We start from the raw sequence: 16492 nt of genomic DNA on the forward strand, positions 1-16492 counted from the left end.
CTTTGTGCCGCACGGCGGACCGTCTCTGTGGTTAAATCTTTTTGATCTAGCCTGGATTCTGATCTTCAGTTAAACGAATGCTAACCTGCATTTAGCCATTATTCACGTTAATTAATACTAAAATGGATAGCCGCCGGGAAGCTTTGTGACATGACAAAGCTTCCCGGCGGCTATCCATTTTAGTTCGCGTATACGCCTGCTTAAAAAACCTTAAAGCCCAGCGAGAGGGTGGCAATACCCAGGAACCCGGTAATGTTTGAATCTTTATAGACCCCACCCACAGGTACCGCATATCGCACATCAACATCCAGAAAAGGTACGGGTGAGTACCCAACGCCTAACTCCAGCGCGTAAGTGAAATCTTTCACTTCCAGATTCTGCGCGGTATATTTATTAAGCAGATTTGTGCTGGCGCTCGACGATGGAATATCCGTTTGGGGAAAGCCGACTGCCGAGTTTGCATTAATAATACCCGCTGTGGTCCGATTTAGCTCGGCTTTTTGCACGAAGATAAAATTAGGGCCAACGTAGCCGCGTAACTTACCGTCCATCCAGCGTTTACCGAATAAAATCGGCACATCCACTGCTTCCAGCACCGATTCTGACGTGGCATTCAGAGTGGCATTCAGTAAACCCGGCTGTACACTTACCGGCAGGGCGTTGGCCAGCGTTTGATTGGCATTAACATCCAGAGTAACGTTTGTTTTCTGCTTTAGTACGAAGCGATTGTAGGTTACTTCGGCCTGAATGAAAAAGCTGTTGAAATTTTTACGAGCCCACAAGCCCCCGGAATAGCCGTAGCCAATACCGTTGTTTTTATTCTCCAGATTAGGGACCTGAACACTACCTATCGTTTGGGCTGGCACCTTCGTGAAGCCGTGTGTAAAGGTAGCTCCTCCCTTAATGCCAAACTCGAACGGACGGGTTTGAGCAACCGCTGCTGACATGCTGACAACAAGCAGGGCAACTATTGATAATTGACTTAATTTCATGTCTGCGTAATTATTGCTGTAGAAGTACACGACGATAGTTCGCCACATTGACCGTTGGGATGGTTGCCGTGTATTTTGCATTGATTGCTTTAATGATTTCGTTCGCCATCAGCGCATAACCCGCAGGGGTAAGGTGAATTCCGTCGAGACTAAAGACGCCACCCTGAATGAAACTGGACGTATAAGTAATGCCATTCTGCGTTAATCCACCCGATGCAGCCACCTGGCTCAGCACCGTATTTGGGTCAACATAAGCTACCCCTTTAGCATCGGCCTGGGCTTTCATGATACCATTGTACGTATTGATACTGGCGTTCAACTGCGTTACCTCACCAGCGTCCAGCACAAGTCTGTCGGGAAGGGGGTTTGTAGGGCTCAAGCCATAAGGGCCCACTTTAGTACCGGCAGATGTGCTGCCAATAGTCGCGTAGTCCGTAGCACTGGCAAGCATCAGCAGATCGCCGGCCTGTGTGGCCCGGATGCCGTTGGCTGTCTGAATAACCAGCGCCGTAACAGGTGTTGTCGGATTCAGGAGGGCATTGATACTGGCCAACACAAGCGGAATCGTTACGGTGGTGTAATAGGGTGCCGTCGTAATATTTGGAATGCCGATAACAACGCCTTTCCGGCCGCCTTCCGTCAGCTTGTTCATGGCTGCCGTAAAGTTCGTTGTGAACAGAGCGGTTGGCGTCAGTGGGGTGGCTCCTCCCGTTGTGGCATACCCAAGGGCATCGTTGTTTCCTAACCAGCAGGAGAAGAAAGTGGCTCCGTTCAGGTTATCGCTCATGTATTGGAAATAGGTCGTGGCCGGGTTCGCGACCAGGCGCTCAAAATATTGATTACCCTGTACGGAACCATAGCCAACGGTCAGGATGTCGGATACCCGAATGCCCGGCACACCTAAGTTTTGATTAGCATCGGTAAACTTGGTCAGCAGCGGAGAGCCGCCCGCTGTGTTGCCACCTCGTGCGGCACCGGGTGCTACCTGCGTGATTGACGTAATCAGCGAGATTGGATTGGCGGCATCGGGTACTTTGGTAAGTTTTAAGTAACCTGCCCCGGCGGCCTGAGCTTCCGTAAATAACGGCTGTACAAAACTACCACCGCCAACGGTAGCAAACTGACCTGCCAGAATGCTGGGGTAGGAGTTAAGCTGACTGTCTCGATAAAGCCCGCCATCGGCGTAGCCTGCTGTTAATGAATTGCCTACAGCTACGTATTTTGCGAAGTCGGCCGTGCCTTTCGTTGGCGCAACGTTGTTGCCTGCATTGGGGTCAATATCATTATTGGTGCAGGCGTTTATAGCAACAAACGTAGTGAGCACGAGCCCCCACCGGAGCCTGTTTTTAAATAGCATTCGTATAGGTTGTTGATTGTAAAAAACTAAGATAAACTTGTGAAAAAGAAACGCAAAAATAGCTCCTTTTTGTATGCAAATTGGTTTGAGATTAATTTAATATATATCATATAAGGTTTATTTAATTTAAACAAAGCATAAACGCTGCCTGTTGTTTGTCACGAGTGAGTTAGCGTAATTGCCAGCCATTCGTTACATGTTTCATTAAAACCATACTAAACCAATGGGTCTCTTATCATTTTTTAAAGGCGTAGGTGAGAAAATTTTTCACAAGGATCAGGTTGCACCTGCACCTGCACAAGCCGAAGCGGTTGAGCCCGTTCGCGCTCAGGCATTACTCGATCACGTTAAGCAACTTGGATTAGCGTATAACAGCTTAACCGTTAAAACGAAAGGCGATACCGTTACGATCTCTGGCTCGGTGAAATCGCAGGAAGATGCGGAGAAAATCGCGCTCGCCGTGGGTAACGTTGAAGGTGTATCGGCTGTGGATAATCAACTGGTGGTTGACGAGCCCACTCCGGAAGGGAAATTCTACACCGTGAAGTCTGGTGACTCGCTGTCCAAAATTGCCAAAGAAGTGTACGGTGACCCAATGAAATACGGCATCATCTTCGAAGCCAATAAACCCATGCTGAAAGATCCCGATCTGATCTATCCCGATCAGGTACTGCGGATTCCACAGCTGTAGTTAAAAGTTAGCAAGTGGTAAGTTATAAAGTAGTAAGTGGCTGGCGCGACACTCAAGTCCTGCGTCAGCCACTTACTACTTTATAACTTACCACTTGCTGACTTAAAATAGAACATTCAGGCTATTGGTAAGTTTTATTGATCTCAACTCAATGAAAAACTCATGGCCGTTCATTTATTAGCCTATCTGAAAGAACAGTTTACGCCCGCGGTAGTCGACCAGCTTAGCGATGCGCTGAATGAATCGTCAGCAAATACTCTGAAAGCCGTCAACGGCTCGCTGCCAATCTTGCTTGGCGGATTAACCCGACGGGTACAAGCCTCTGGTGGCGCGTCGGCAATTGTAAATTTCCTGGATAAAGGCGATTATGGTAATACGCCTTTAGACGTGAGTCAGGCCCTCCGCAACCGCCAGTCCATACAGGAGGCTACATCCGCTGATGCCGGTTTCCTCGATCATATTTTTGGTGATAAAGCATCCCGCACCGTCGAACTCCTGAGTTTATACAGCGGTACAAAAACGCAATCGGCCGCCACAATTCTTGGGCTGGCAGGTTCGGTATTGATGGGGGTGCTGGGGCGTCAGGAGCAGGAAAAAGGCCTGACTGCCGAAAGCCTGAAGACGCTTCTGCTTGGGCAGGCAACCGAGTTTCGGAAAGCCCTGCCAACCGGCCTCGATGGCATTGGCAGTCTGCTTGAATTTGATGAACTCGTTACTCCGGCAGGCCCACAAACAGAGGTACAGGGTACCGATAACTTCAGCGGAACGGTCGTCAATCCAAACATTCCCAAAAGTCCTGAAGGTGACCGACGGCACGAAAACGTGCGGTGGCTGCGCTGGGCCATGATCGCTATTGCCGTCCTGGTTTTAGCGTTGCTTATTCAGAAATGTAGTCAGAATCAAAATGGTATTGATGGTGTCAGTACCGACTCTACCACCCGAGCCGAACCCAACGCTGTTGAAGATACATCGGCTGCTACAAAAGAAAGCGTTCGGGAGTCCAATGGGCAAACGAATGATTCGACAGCTCCCGGCCCAATGGGAATTCGTAAGAAATAGTCTTTAAGTTGGTAAGTAGCTGACACGGGCAACACAAGTGTCAGTTGCTTACCAACTTGGGCGAAGCCGCCCGTTATTGACTTATTAATCAAGCGAAGACCGGAGCGCCTTTGTACCGGCCGAGGTGGGGGTGTTCCCTAAAAGTAAGCTTATTGATCCGATAATAGAAGTGGCGTGGCTTTTGTAGGCAAAGGCCTTATAAGGGGCTTCTTTTATTCATTCCGGCTAGCACTCGTGCCTATGAGTGATGGCCGGAGTGAATAAAAAATAAGTGTATCCTAATTCGACCGTTTGTGATTTCGATCTATTCATGCGTCGGGATTCATTAACTTGCAGCCTCACTTGCCGCCTGGTCGGTTCACTTACTTTATCGCTTATTTATGTTTGTTGACGCCATTGAACGCGTTAATCTCTTCACCCAGCCCATGCATTCCATTGTTCGGTTGTATGGCCATAATGAAATTGTGCCGGGATCAGCCACCCTCTTTTTTATCAACGAAGAAGGTTGTGCCATTACCTGTAAGCATGTTGCCGAGCTGATTCGGCAAAGCGATGGTATCTACCATAATTATCGGGAGTTTCAGGGTGCCCGACGGGAAGCCCTGCGGGAGAAAAATGCCGCTCAGCTTATCAGCCAGCTAGAGGTAAAATTTAAACTGACGGCCGATACCATCATTCGGGTGCGCAACAACTTTATCAGTTGCGTTGATCAGTTTGAGAAGCTGACCATCGACCATCATCCCACTCAGGACCTGGCCCTGTTGCGGTTTGAAGGGTATAATCGGCTGCTGTATCGTTCCCATGCCGTGTTTCTGGGCGATACCAGCCGGATAAAGCCGGGTCGAAGTTTATGCCGGTTGGGGTATCCTTTTCCGGAGTTTACCAATTTTCGGTACAATCCTGCCAACGACGATATTGAATGGACAACGACCGGTCGGGTTGTTTCGCCCAGCTTCCCGATTGATGGTATCGTTACGCGGCTATCGGGCGATACGAACATGATTACAGGCATTGAGCTCAGTACACCCGGTTTGCGGGGCCAGAGTGGCGGCCCTTTGTTCGATACAACCGGACTTATCTACGGCATGCAGTCCGCTACCCGCCATTTACACTTAGGGTTTGATATTGAAGATCAGGAAGTGCTGGTAAACGGCCGTAAAAGTCGGGTCTCCAATTATCCGTTTCTGAATGTCGGCCAGTGTGTTCACGTCGACATTATCAAAGCGTTTCTTCGGGAAAAAAACGTGAAGTTCTATGAAGGGTAGCCGTCAGCTCTGTCAACATGATTCACCGGTCCTCCATCCATCTGTACAGGTAAGGCAGATTGCCCATTTACAATAGATCGGTAAACGAAAGACTTTATCGCGTTGGCTGTATCTTTGAGCGGCCAACGCTTTTTTTATGTCACAACTCACTGCCCTGTCAACACGGCAAATGACACTTGCCGACGAAGCCCTCGTCTTGCTCAAACGACTGATTTCCACACCGTCATACAGCCGGGAGGAGGAGCAGACTGCCACAATTATCGAAGCGTTTTTTCAACAAAAACAAATTCCGTATAAACGCCTGAAAAACAACGTATGGGCTCAAAATCAGTTCTTCGACTCGGCCAAACCCACGTTGTTGCTGAACTCACACCACGATACGGTGAAACCGAATAAATCCTGGACGCTCGACCCGTTTGCTCCGCTGGAGCGCGATGGGAAACTCTTCGGTCTGGGCAGCAACGATGCCGGGGGCTGTCTGGTCTCGTTACTGGCCACTTTCGCCTATTTCTATGACCGGCCCGATATGGCTTATAACATCGTAATGGCTGCCACGGCCGAGGAGGAAATATCGGGACGTGATGGCCTCGAACTCCTCTTACCCGAATTACCCCCCATTAGTTTCGCCATTGTGGGCGAGCCAACCGAAATGCAGCTGGCCATTGCCGAAAAAGGATTACTGGTGCTGGATTGCACGGCCAAAGGTGTCAGTGGTCATGCCGCCCGCGACGAGGGTGATAATGCCATTTATAAAGCCCTCAAAGACATTAACTGGCTGACCAGTTATCAATTTTCAAAGATATCGCCCACGCTGGGGCCAATAAAATTGTCGGTAACGATCATCCATGCGGGAACCCAGCACAATGTGGTGCCGGATACCTGCACATTCACGATTGATGTGCGCGTAACGGAGCAGTATACGCTTGAAGAGGTTATTGACACCATTCAGGCCAATATTCAATCGGAGGTGAAGCCGCGCTCAATCCGGCTCAAGCCGTCGTCGATTCCCGCCGATCACCCTATTGTGCAGGCAGGTCTAGCGCTGGGACGGCATACTTACGGGTCGCCAACGACATCGGATCAGGCTGTGTTGAACTGTCCGTCGCTTAAGTGTGGCCCGGGGCATTCGGCCCGCTCTCACTCCGCCGACGAGTTTATTTATCTGCATGAGATAGGGGAGGGCGTAAACGGCTATATTCAGATGCTGGAGCAGGTTGTTCGCTAACTTTCACCCAATACACCACCCTAAACCTACTGTCATAATGCCTATCTTCCGTAACTGCCTGGTCATCGCCAGTTTGTTAGGTTCGTTGCTAAGTTACTCTCAACCGGTGCCTAAACCCACGCCACGCCAACTTGCCTGGCAGCCGCTGGAAACAACGGCTTTTCTGCACTTTACAGTTAACACCTTTACGGACAAGGAGTGGGGCGACGGCACCGAAAGTCCGGCCATCTTCAACCCCACCAAACTCGACGCCCGGCAATGGATCAAGGCATTGAAGGAGGCCGGTTTCAAAATGGCGATCATTACCGCCAAACACCACGATGGCTTTTGTTTATGGCCTTCTAAAATGACCGATCATTCGGTGAAGAGCAGCCCCTGGAAAAACGGCAAAGGTGATGTCGTAAAAGAAGTAGCCGACGCCTGTCGTGAGTTTGGCCTTAAGTTCGGCGTTTATCTTTCCCCCTGGGATCGCCACGAACCTCGCTATGGCACGGCTTCGTACAATGACTACTACAAGAGTCAGCTTCGCGAGTTGCTAACCAACTATGGCCCTGTTTCGGAAGTATGGTTCGATGGGGCCAAAGGTGAGAATGCCAAAGATATGACCTACGATTTTGCCGGATACTGGGCTTTGGTTCGTGAGTTACAGCCCAACGCGGTGATGTTTTCCGATGCCGGTCCCGATGTGCGCTGGGTGGGTAACGAGTCGGGCAACGCGGGCGAGACCTGCTGGTCGACGATCAATACCGATGGGCTGGCTCCCGGCAAGGCGGACGAGAAATACCTGAACCGGGGCGATGCTACGGGCAAACAATGGGTGCCCGCCGAAACCGACGTGTCTATTCGCCCGGGCTGGTTTTACCACCCTGCCGAAGACACAAAAGTGCGATCTGGTAAGAATCTGGTGGATTTGTATTACCAATCCGTTGGTCGGAATAGCCTGTTGCTGCTTAATGTGCCCCCCAATCGGGAAGGGTTGTTTTCTGAGCCGGACATAGCCAGCTTAAAGGAATTTCGGCGTATTCTGGACGAAACCTTCCGCCAGAATCTGGTCGTCAAACAACCGTCGCTTACCGATAAGAAACTAACGACATTCACCACTCTAACTGCCAATCAGCCATTGACGATTGACCTTGGCGGGGAGAAATCATTCGACCGGATATCGATTCAGGAAAACATTGCCAACGGTCAGCGGGTGGCGACTGGCCGCGTCGAATATTGGGATGGCAGCAACTGGAAACCCCTGCAAACGTTCACAACGGTAGGTTATAAGCGGCTTTTGCGCTTTCCGGCCATAACATCTTCCAGGCTGCGCCTGTTTATTACGAACGCCAACGGGCCGGTTCAACTCGCCGAGGTCGGAGTGTTCAAAGCGTCTTCCAGAGAATAACAAACTCTCTTAATAATTAGAAACTATATGCTGTATCCGCTTACGTTTGAGACCATTTTCAAAGACAAGATCTGGGGTGGTCAGAAGATCAACACCATTCTGGGCAAAGACTTCTCTCCCTTGCCCAACTGTGGCGAAACCTGGGAGGTGTCAGACGTTGAGGGCAACCTGTCGGTCGTTAAAGAAGGTAGCTTGCAGGGTAAATCCCTTCACGAATTGGTAGAGCAGTATAAGGGCGAATTGGTTGGGGAGCACGTGTACAACAGATACGGCAATCGCTTTCCCTTACTGGTAAAATTTATCGACGCTAATGACGACCTCTCCATTCAGGTCCATCCCGACGATAAGCTGGCGGCAGAACGCAAAAGTGGCTTCGGCAAAACCGAGATGTGGTACATCATGCAGGCCGACGAGGGGGCTAAGCTCAACTCCGGTTTCAATCGGGAGCTTACCAAAGAGGAATACGTGAAGGCCGTTGCCGACAATACCATTCAGGAGTTGCTGAATATTGAACCGGCCGAACCCGGTGATGTATTTTTCCTGCCCGCTGGCCGCGTTCACTACATCGGGAGAGGGCTGTTGCTCGCCGAAATTCAGCAAACCTCCGATACGACCTACCGGATTTACGACTTCGACCGGGTGGATGCCACCACCGGCCAAAAGCGCGAACTGCATACCGAACTCGCCGTAGATGCGATCAATTATCACCATTACGACGAGTACAAAACGCAGTATGACAGGAAAATAAACGAGAGCGTGAACGCCGTTACGAGCGATTACTTTGTCACGAACATCTTGAACTTCAACGAAGAAGTTGAGCATGATTATACGCACATCGACTCGTTTGTGATTCTGATCTGTGTAGCCGGTGCTCTCACCATCGAAGCCGCGGGTGGCTATAGTGTAGCGCTTAAAATGGGCCAATGCGCCCTGATTCCGGCATCAATCAACAATGTAACGCTCGTTCCCGATGGAGATATGACTGTTCTGGAGACGTATGTCCCCGGACTGTAGAATTTTATAGCGTTGAATTTGGCGACGAAAGGAGAAAAGGCAATTATTTGTCTTTCTCATTTCGTCGTTGCTATTTTCCGGTGTTGTTAACTTTTCGAAACATGAATTTAAACTTACAGGATAAAGTCATTATTGTTACGGGTGGTGCCAAAGGCATTGGTGAAGGTATTTCGATGGTGCTGGCTGCCGAAGGGGCTATTCCGGTTATCATTGGGCGTAACCAGGACGACAACCAGCAAACGGTCGATGCCATTCGGGCAGCGGGCGGACAGGCGCACCAGTTCGTTGCCGAATTGACTTTGCCTGATGACTGTAAGCGGGCCGTAGAGCAAACGATGGCCCAGTTCGGCCGTATTGATGGGTTGGTGAACAATGCTGGCGTGAATGATGGAGTCGGGTTAGAGAACGGGTCGTATGATGGCTTCATCGCTTCGCTGCACAAGAATCTGGTGCACTATTACCTGATGGCGCACCATGCCCTGCCCGCCCTCAAAGCCTCGAAAGGAGCCATTGTCAACATTGGCTCGAAAGTGGCCGAAACGGGTCAGGGGAACACCTCGGCCTATGCCGCGTCTAACGGCGGTCGCAACGCGCTGACGCGCGAATGGGCGGTTGAATTGTTGCCGTACAGCATCCGGGTCAATTGCGTCGTGGTGGCCGAAAGCTGGACACCCCTGTACGCCAAGTGGATTAAAACCCTGCCCAACCCGGAAGAAAAATTGAAGCAGATCGTTTCCAAAATTCCCCTCGAACACCGCATGACCACTCCCGAAGAACTGGGTAACGCCGTCGCTTTCCTGTTGTCCGATAAATCGAGCCATACCACGGGTCAGCTTATCCATGTCGATGGCGGCTATACGCATCTGGACCGGTCTATTACGGATTAATACTATTCTTTTACTTCTCCTAAATCCTGAAAAATGCCTTTACCTGCTTCGACTACGTCGCCAAAAATCAAGTCCGGTTCGGCCGGGAACTACGGCATTGCCTTCGCCCTCGTCACGAGTCTCTTTTTTCTGTGGGGACTGGCCAACAGCCTCAACGGATCGCTCATCAAACAATTCCAGATCGCGCTGGATCTTGACCGTTTTCAGGCCGGTATTGTTGATTTTGCTTTTTACCTGGGCTATTTTTTTATGGCCTTACCGGCCGGATATGTGATGCGGAAGTTTGGCTATAAGCGCGGTATTCTGCTGGGTTTATTGCTGTATGGAGGTGGTGCGTTCCTGTTCTACCCGGCGGCCGAAGTGCGGGTGTACAGTTTTTTCCTGCTGGCCCTGTTCACCATGGCCTGTGGGATTGCCTTCCTGGAAACGGCCGCCAACCTCTACGTGACGGTACTTGGCGATCCGGCCAAAGCCGAGTGGCGACTCAATTTTTCGCAGTCGTTCAACGGCATCAGTATCATTCTGGGCCCCATCATCGGTGCGCTGTTCATCTTCTCAAAAACCGAATACACCCCCGAGATGCTGAAGGCGATGGCGCCCGTTGAAGCTCAGGCCATTCGGGTGCAGGAAGCCTTATCTGTGCAGGGGCCTTATCTGGTGATCGGCACCATCATTGCGCTGATGACGGTACTGTTTTTCATCACCAAAATGCCCGAAGTGGGTGAGGAGGAAGAACAGGCAGCCGGTAATATTCCCATTACCAGCTTGTTTCGGCACCGGCATCTGACAATGGGCATTATTGCCCAGTTTCTGAACGTTGGTGCACAGGCTACCCTCTGGGGGTATTTCGTGGATTTAAAACTCGATTTCTCCAGAGAGGGCCACTGGGCGCTGGCCGAAGGCTACATGAATATCATCAACTCGGTAACGGGTTCGCCAACGGATATGTCGCCGACGCAGATTGCCGGTTTTCACGCGTCGTTTGCGCTGGTGCTGTTCATGCTCGGTCGCTTTGTGGGTACCTCGCTCATGACCCGTATCAAGCCGAACACGGTACTGGCGATCTATGCCGCCGGGGCCCTGGCGATGGTGGTTCTGGCGATGGCAACGGGTGGATTGACGGCCGTCATTGCGCTCAGTTTTACCTATTTCTTCCAGTCGATTCAGTTTCCGACCATTTTCGCGCTGTCTACCAAAGGGCTGGGTGTCGAGTCGAAAATTGCATCATCGCTGGTCATCATGAGCATTGTGGGTGGCGCGTTGCTGCCGCTCGTGGCCGGGGCCTTATTTGCCAAAGGGGCAGTTTATGCCTTGATCGTCCCGCTGGTGTGCTTCGCCTATATTCTGTATTACGCCACACGTGGCTACAAGATCACAATGTCCGATCTGCACGCACCAACCATCGCCCCCGAAATTGCTCCCTAAACTGATGCGTTACTGCTTTGCTCTCGACCTCAAAGACGACCCGGCCCTGATTGCCGAATACGACCAGCATCACAAACGGATATGGCCCGACATTGAGGCCAGTATCCGGGAGGCTGGCATTACAGATATGCAGCTATACCGCACGGGCAACCGGCTGTTCATGATCATGGAAACGGACGAGACGTTCTCGTTCGAAGCCAAAGCAGCTGCCGATGCCGCCAGTCCCATTGTACAGAAATGGGAGACGCTGATGTGGAGCTATCAGCAACCCATACCCACGTCGAAACCCGGTGAGAAATGGGTGCTGATGGATCGTATTTTTAAGTTGTGAGCTTGGGGAAGCTGGCGCATGGCATACTGGCGCGGGTATTCACCCGTGCCTACTATTTCGTCAGTATTTACTGACGCTGGGATCTATTAGTGCATCTAATGCGTCAGCGAATGCTGACGAAATTACAGGCACGGGTAAATACCCGCGCCAGCAAGCCAATGAATCACCGGGTCTTATCCAAGGTTCGGTGATTTTTTTTAGCATTCAATTGTAAAGTTTATTTGACATTATGAAAAACTTACTTTACGTTTGATGTGTCAACTTAACTTTACATAACCATGAAAACAAAGTGGCTTTTTCCCCATCGTTTCCGGCTCATCGGCTGGTTGATTTTTGTTCCTTCTTTGGTTCTTGGTCTGGCCGCTTTATACGCTGATTTTAAGATTAACGGGCTAAGCGCTAACTGGCTAAGTGAGTCTCTAACGGTAAGTTCTGGTAACGCGATTGCGCACTTTACAGAGAACCAGGATCTAACCGATGAAATAGCGTCTATCGGCATCATCGTAGGTCTGTTATTTATCGCCTTCTCGCGAGAGAAAGTAGAAGACGAAATGATTGGACAATTACGGCTTGAAGCCTTACAGTGGAGTGTTTACGCGAATTATGCTATTCTGGCCATCGCGATTCTAACCGTGTACGACATGGCATTTTTTAATGTCATGGTCTATAACATGTTCACTGTGTTGCTGGTCTTCATATTTCGCTTTCGGTGGCTCATTTACCGGAATAGCCACACTTTACTCGCTTTATGAAAAACCGACTGAAAGTAGAGCGGGCGGAACATAATCTGTCGCAGGCGGATCTGGCGGATCGTATTGGCGTGAGTCGGCAAACGATCAACTCGATTGAAACGGGCCGCTACGTTCCCTCAACGATCCTGGCATTGAAAATTGCCCAAGTGTTTAGCAAGGCCGTAGAGCATATCTTTACGCTCGAAGAGACCGATTGATACGATGCCGAATCTGTATATTCTTGCTGGTTGCAATGGCGCTGGTAAGACATCCGTAGCTTATACGCTACTGCCTGACGTAGTGGACTGTCAAGAATTTGTGAACGCTGACGAAATAGCGAGAGGCTTGTCTCCTTTCAATGTTGAAGGGGTGGCGTTCGAAGCTGGCCGAATCATGTTGAACCGGATTGATTTTCTTCTTGATAAACAGGTCGATTTCGCCATTGAAACCACGCTGTCAACACGCTCTTATGTTCAATTAATTAAGCGGGCAAAACGTCTTGGTTACGAGCTTACACTGATTTACTCATGTTTGCATTCGGTCGAGTTGGCTAAAGAACGAGTCAAATCAAGAGTTGAACAGGGTGGGCACAATATTCCTCCTGATGTTATTGAACGTCGATATGTCCGTAGCTTAAAGAACCTGAATGACCTTTATTTGCCACTATTCGATAGCTGGATTGTGGTTGATAATTCACTGGCAGAGTTGCAATTGGTAGCACAGGGGCATAGACTTGATTGTATCGTTAATAATGAAGAAATTTGGCTTTGGCTCAGAGGACATGGAACAAACTAACACGATAACCGACACAGATAAACTGGTTAAAGGGGCGCAATTGGCTATAAAAAAAATAATCGAAAAGGCGAAACGTGACGACCGAACCCTCGTCATCGAACGTGATGGTAAAATTGTCCACGTCCGAGCCCGAGACTTATAGAAAATCGTTGTCTAAATCTGTTCGAAACGCCTGCCTCAGTCAGGCGTTTTTTGTTGGTCGCCAATGTTGTGCAATCGCTATCTTTACAACCATCAACTCCATCAATACCGGTCTAACTTTATGAAATACTGGCTCTACGCCCTGCTTTCCATCGCGTTAACCCTTCCCGCATACGCACAGCTGACATCAACGGGCAACTTCGTTCGGGATAACTATCAGAAATTCGAGTACAAAATCCCAATGCGCGATGGGACGAAACTGCACACGGCAGTGTATGTCCCCAAAGATGCGTCGGCGACAGCGAAGTACCCGTTCATGATGCAGCGGACCTGCTACAGCGTCGCCCCTTACGGCGCCGATGCCTATCCCGCACAGGTTGGCCCGTCGGGTACGCTCATGCGCGACAAATTCATCTTCGTGTATCAGGATGTTCGGGGCCGATGGGCGTCGGAAGGTACCTGGACGAACATGACGCCTACCGTTACGGATCAGCAACCGGCGGCTGCGCCGAAAGGCAAAAAAAAGACGATCGCACCGGTTAGTACCACGGCCATTGACGAGAGTTCGGATACCTACGACACCATCGAATGGCTGCTCAAAAACGTACCGAATAACAACGGTCGGGTAGGGCAGTGGGGCATCAGCTATCCCGGTTTTTACACGGCGGCATCCTTACCCAACGCGCACCCGGCCCTGAAAGCCGCTTCGCCACAGGCTCCGATTGCTGACTTCTTCTTTGATGATTTCCACCATAACGGCGCGTTCATTCAGGCCTATCTGTTCACGTTCCCGGTGTTTGGGGTGCAGCATGCCGAGCCAACCACGAAGGCGTGGTACAACGACCAGATGATTAAAACGGGCTCCAACGACGGATTCCAGTGGCAGTACGACCTGGGCCCGCTGAAGAATGCGGATAAATACTACAAGGATAATTTTTACTGGCAGGAAACGGTCAACCACCCCAACTACGACGAGTTCTGGCAGAAACGCGGCCTTCTGCCACACCTCAAAAACATCCGTCCGGCGGTGATGACCGTTGGTGGCTGGTTCGATGCCGAAGATTTGTACGGCCCGCTGAATATCTACAAAACAATTGAGAAGAGCACCCCCAACGCGTATAATACGCTGGTGATGGGGCCGTTCGGGCATGGCCGCTGGTCGCGCGAAACGGGGCATACGCTGCACAGCAACGTCTACTTCGGCGATAGCGTCGCGACCTTTTACCAGCGGAATATAGAAGCGAAATTCTTTACGCACTTCCTCAAAGGCGCGGGCGATGGCAAAACGGGCCTTCCCGAAGCGTATCTGTTCAATACGGGGCGCAACGAGTGGAAAACATTTGATAAATGGCCCGTTGCCGATGCACCCAAAAAACAGTTCTTCCTTATGTCGGATGGCGTACTGGCCACCAACCGGACGATGGAAGTTGGCAATAACCGATTTTCTGTATTCATCAGCGACCCCATGAAGCCCGTGCCGTACACGGAGGACATTACAACTACGCAGGGCTTCACGCCGTTCAACTACATGTCCGAAGATCAGCGGTTTGCGGGTCGTCGGCCGGATGTACTCACGTTTCAGACCGAGGTGCTGACTGAAGACATGACGCTGGGGGGCGAGATTATGGCCAAACTCAAAGTGAGCACCACCGGCACCGACGCCGACTGGGTGGTGAAATTGATCGACGTATATCCACCCGATGAGCCGAATCATCCCTATATGCCGAACAAGAATATTACGCTGGGTAACTACCAGCAGATGGTTCGTTCGGAGGTGATGCGCGGACGGTTCCGCAATTCGTTCGAAAAACCTGAACCCTTTAAACCCGGCGAAGTGACCGATGTGAATTTCCGGCTACAGGACGTGTTGCACACCTTCAAAAAAGGCCATCGGGTCATGATTCAGGTGCAAAGCACGTGGTTCCCGCTGATCGACCGGAATCCACAGAAGTACGTGGACAACATCTACAAAGCCGATGCCGCTGATTTTCAGAAAGCGACACACCGGGTATATGATAATTCAGTAATTGAAATTCAGGTGCTTAAATAAAAAAACAGAACCGTCAGACAGGCGGTTCTATCACAAATCCTTACTCCTATGAAAGCTATCTGGAATGGCGAAACAATCGCCGAAAGCAACGATACGGTTGTCGTTGAAAACAACCATTATTTTCCGAAAGACTCAGTTAAGGCAAAATTCCTGGTCGACAGTTCGACGCATACAACCTGTCCGTGGAAGGGGCTTGCCTCGTACTATACCTTAACCGTCGATGGGAAAACCAACCCCGATGCGGCCTGGTATTACCCCGAACCGAAACCCGCGGCCAGCAACATCCAAAACCGGGTGGCCTTCTGGAAAGGCGTACAGGTAGTCGAATGATCGACGTTCAAAAGCTAACTAAACGCTTTGATACCCACACGGCAGTCAACGAGGTGTTCTTGTGAGTTCGGGAAAATATACATAATTGTCTGTATTTGCATATAATGGCTAAGCACGTTGACTATTGGTTTGACAAGCATGGTAATCTCGCACCTTATACGTTTATATCAGTCGACGATTTAGTTGATTTTGAAAAGAGATTCGTGGCTGATTTCGTTCAGTCAACGACTCGACAGACAATTTTCACTGGCTTACTTGAATATCTGGGCGATGTGGGTATGTTATTAACTGACCTTAGCTACAAAGGGACCTGGCGAGTTTGGCTAAACGGTAGTTTTACTACACAAAGATTGAATCCGAACGATGTGGATTTACTGAATGTTTTTGATAACGATAGTTTGTTTGAGCAGCACAAGAGTCAGTTTGAACCGTTGTTTGCTGGTAATGCGTCAGCTCGCTATGGCGTTGACGCTTACTTTCTGCTTACTGATAATTCTGATAGAACCACTGAGTTAACAAATTATTGGCAACAGCAATTTGGCACAGATAGGAATGGACGTGCTAAAGGAATTATTAACTTAGAAATTTTATTTGGCTAGCCCTATGCATCTACGAGACATACAGAAGCGCCTTACAGATTTAGCTTTAGAACGTGTGCGCCTTACGGATCAACTCATCGAACAGGCCCGTCAGCAGCAGCAGCAAAATCCATCTGCAGTGAATGAATTTACCCTTCAAAGTCTGGAGCACAGGAAGAAAAAACTACTTCGCAAATAACGTCTGGTTTTAGTGGTGAGAAATTTAAAAGC

Annotated in this window: 18 protein-coding genes; 16 read left to right on the top strand and 2 right to left on the bottom strand. The window is 50.0% G+C overall.

All coding sequences use genetic code 11. The features are described 5' to 3' along the window. Positions 1-200 precede the first annotated feature (200 nt). Together ACYVK4_RS27960 and ACYVK4_RS27965 are read right to left on the bottom strand one after the other, a co-directional pair. A complete protein-coding gene (locus ACYVK4_RS27960) occupies positions 201-1040 on the bottom strand; it encodes an outer membrane beta-barrel protein (protein WP_461130875.1) in 840 nt (279 codons plus the stop codon). Further along, positions 1003-2349 (bottom strand): SGNH/GDSL hydrolase family protein, encoded by a 1347-nt coding sequence (locus ACYVK4_RS27965; RefSeq protein ID WP_461130876.1) that lies wholly within the window; start codon positions 2347-2349, stop codon positions 1003-1005. The genes ACYVK4_RS27960 and ACYVK4_RS27965 overlap by 38 nt, the downstream gene beginning before the upstream one ends. A gap of 223 nt (positions 2350-2572) precedes the next feature. On the opposite strand from ACYVK4_RS27965, the gene lysM reads away from it, so the two are divergent. The 16 genes from lysM (at position 2573) to ACYVK4_RS28045 (ending at position 16460) form a co-directional block, all read left to right on the top strand. Further along, entirely contained in the window at positions 2573-3040 is a 468-nt protein-coding gene (gene lysM, locus ACYVK4_RS27970; RefSeq protein ID WP_461130877.1) for a peptidoglycan-binding protein LysM, read from the top strand. A gap of 162 nt (positions 3041-3202) precedes the next feature. Beyond that, positions 3203-4099, top strand: a complete 897-nt coding sequence (locus ACYVK4_RS27975) for a DUF937 domain-containing protein (protein ID WP_461130878.1) — start codon at positions 3203-3205, stop codon at positions 4097-4099. Between the two features lie 380 nt (positions 4100-4479). After that, entirely contained in the window at positions 4480-5364 is an 885-nt protein-coding gene (locus tag ACYVK4_RS27980) for a S1 family peptidase (protein WP_461130879.1), read from the top strand. A 136-nt stretch (positions 5365-5500) separates the two neighbouring features. Beyond that, entirely contained in the window at positions 5501-6589 is a 1089-nt protein-coding gene (locus ACYVK4_RS27985; protein ID WP_461130880.1) for a M20 family metallo-hydrolase, read from the top strand. A 37-nt stretch (positions 6590-6626) separates the two neighbouring features. After that, positions 6627-7979 (top strand): alpha-L-fucosidase, encoded by a 1353-nt coding sequence (locus ACYVK4_RS27990; RefSeq protein ID WP_461130881.1) that lies wholly within the window; start codon positions 6627-6629, stop codon positions 7977-7979. Between the two features lie 27 nt (positions 7980-8006). Continuing rightward, positions 8007-8993 carry a type I phosphomannose isomerase catalytic subunit gene (locus ACYVK4_RS27995; protein ID WP_461130882.1) on the top strand — a complete coding sequence of 329 codons (987 nt, stop codon included), beginning with the start codon at positions 8007-8009 and terminating at the stop codon, positions 8991-8993. Between the two features lie 101 nt (positions 8994-9094). Further along, positions 9095-9880: an L-fucose dehydrogenase gene (locus tag ACYVK4_RS28000; protein WP_461130883.1), complete on the top strand. Its 786-nt coding sequence runs from the start codon at positions 9095-9097 to the stop codon at positions 9878-9880. A 33-nt stretch (positions 9881-9913) separates the two neighbouring features. Continuing rightward, positions 9914-11305, top strand: coding sequence for an L-fucose:H+ symporter permease (fucP, locus tag ACYVK4_RS28005; RefSeq protein ID WP_461130884.1), 1392 nt, complete (start codon positions 9914-9916; stop codon positions 11303-11305). A 4-nt stretch (positions 11306-11309) separates the two neighbouring features. Next, on the top strand, positions 11310-11636 hold the full coding sequence (locus ACYVK4_RS28010; protein WP_461130885.1) for an L-rhamnose mutarotase: 327 nt from the start codon (positions 11310-11312) through the stop codon (positions 11634-11636). Positions 11637-11914: 278 nt separating this feature from the next. Further along, complete coding sequence (locus ACYVK4_RS28015; RefSeq protein ID WP_461130886.1) at positions 11915-12388, top strand: hypothetical protein; 474 nt, start codon at positions 11915-11917, stop codon at positions 12386-12388. Then, the gene (locus ACYVK4_RS28020; protein WP_461130887.1) at positions 12385-12585 is read left to right on the top strand and encodes a helix-turn-helix transcriptional regulator; all 201 of its coding nucleotides are present in this window, start codon (positions 12385-12387) and stop codon (positions 12583-12585) included. The genes ACYVK4_RS28015 and ACYVK4_RS28020 overlap by 4 nt, the downstream gene beginning before the upstream one ends. 4 nt (positions 12586-12589) lie before the next feature. Continuing rightward, the gene (locus ACYVK4_RS28025; protein WP_461130888.1) at positions 12590-13162 is read left to right on the top strand and encodes a zeta toxin family protein; all 573 of its coding nucleotides are present in this window, start codon (positions 12590-12592) and stop codon (positions 13160-13162) included. Positions 13163-13424: 262 nt separating this feature from the next. Continuing rightward, positions 13425-15353, top strand: coding sequence for a CocE/NonD family hydrolase (locus ACYVK4_RS28030; RefSeq protein WP_461130889.1), 1929 nt, complete (start codon positions 13425-13427; stop codon positions 15351-15353). Positions 15354-15401: 48 nt separating this feature from the next. Further along, entirely contained in the window at positions 15402-15683 is a 282-nt protein-coding gene (locus ACYVK4_RS28035; RefSeq protein WP_461130890.1) for a DUF427 domain-containing protein, read from the top strand. Positions 15684-15787: 104 nt separating this feature from the next. Then, positions 15788-16282 (top strand): DUF6932 family protein, encoded by a 495-nt coding sequence (locus ACYVK4_RS28040; protein ID WP_461130891.1) that lies wholly within the window; start codon positions 15788-15790, stop codon positions 16280-16282. A 55-nt stretch (positions 16283-16337) separates the two neighbouring features. Continuing rightward, the gene (locus tag ACYVK4_RS28045; RefSeq protein ID WP_461130892.1) at positions 16338-16460 is read left to right on the top strand and encodes a hypothetical protein; all 123 of its coding nucleotides are present in this window, start codon (positions 16338-16340) and stop codon (positions 16458-16460) included. The last annotated feature ends 32 nt before the right edge of the window (positions 16461-16492 follow it).

It is taken from the genome of Spirosoma aerophilum, from assembly GCF_054782495.1.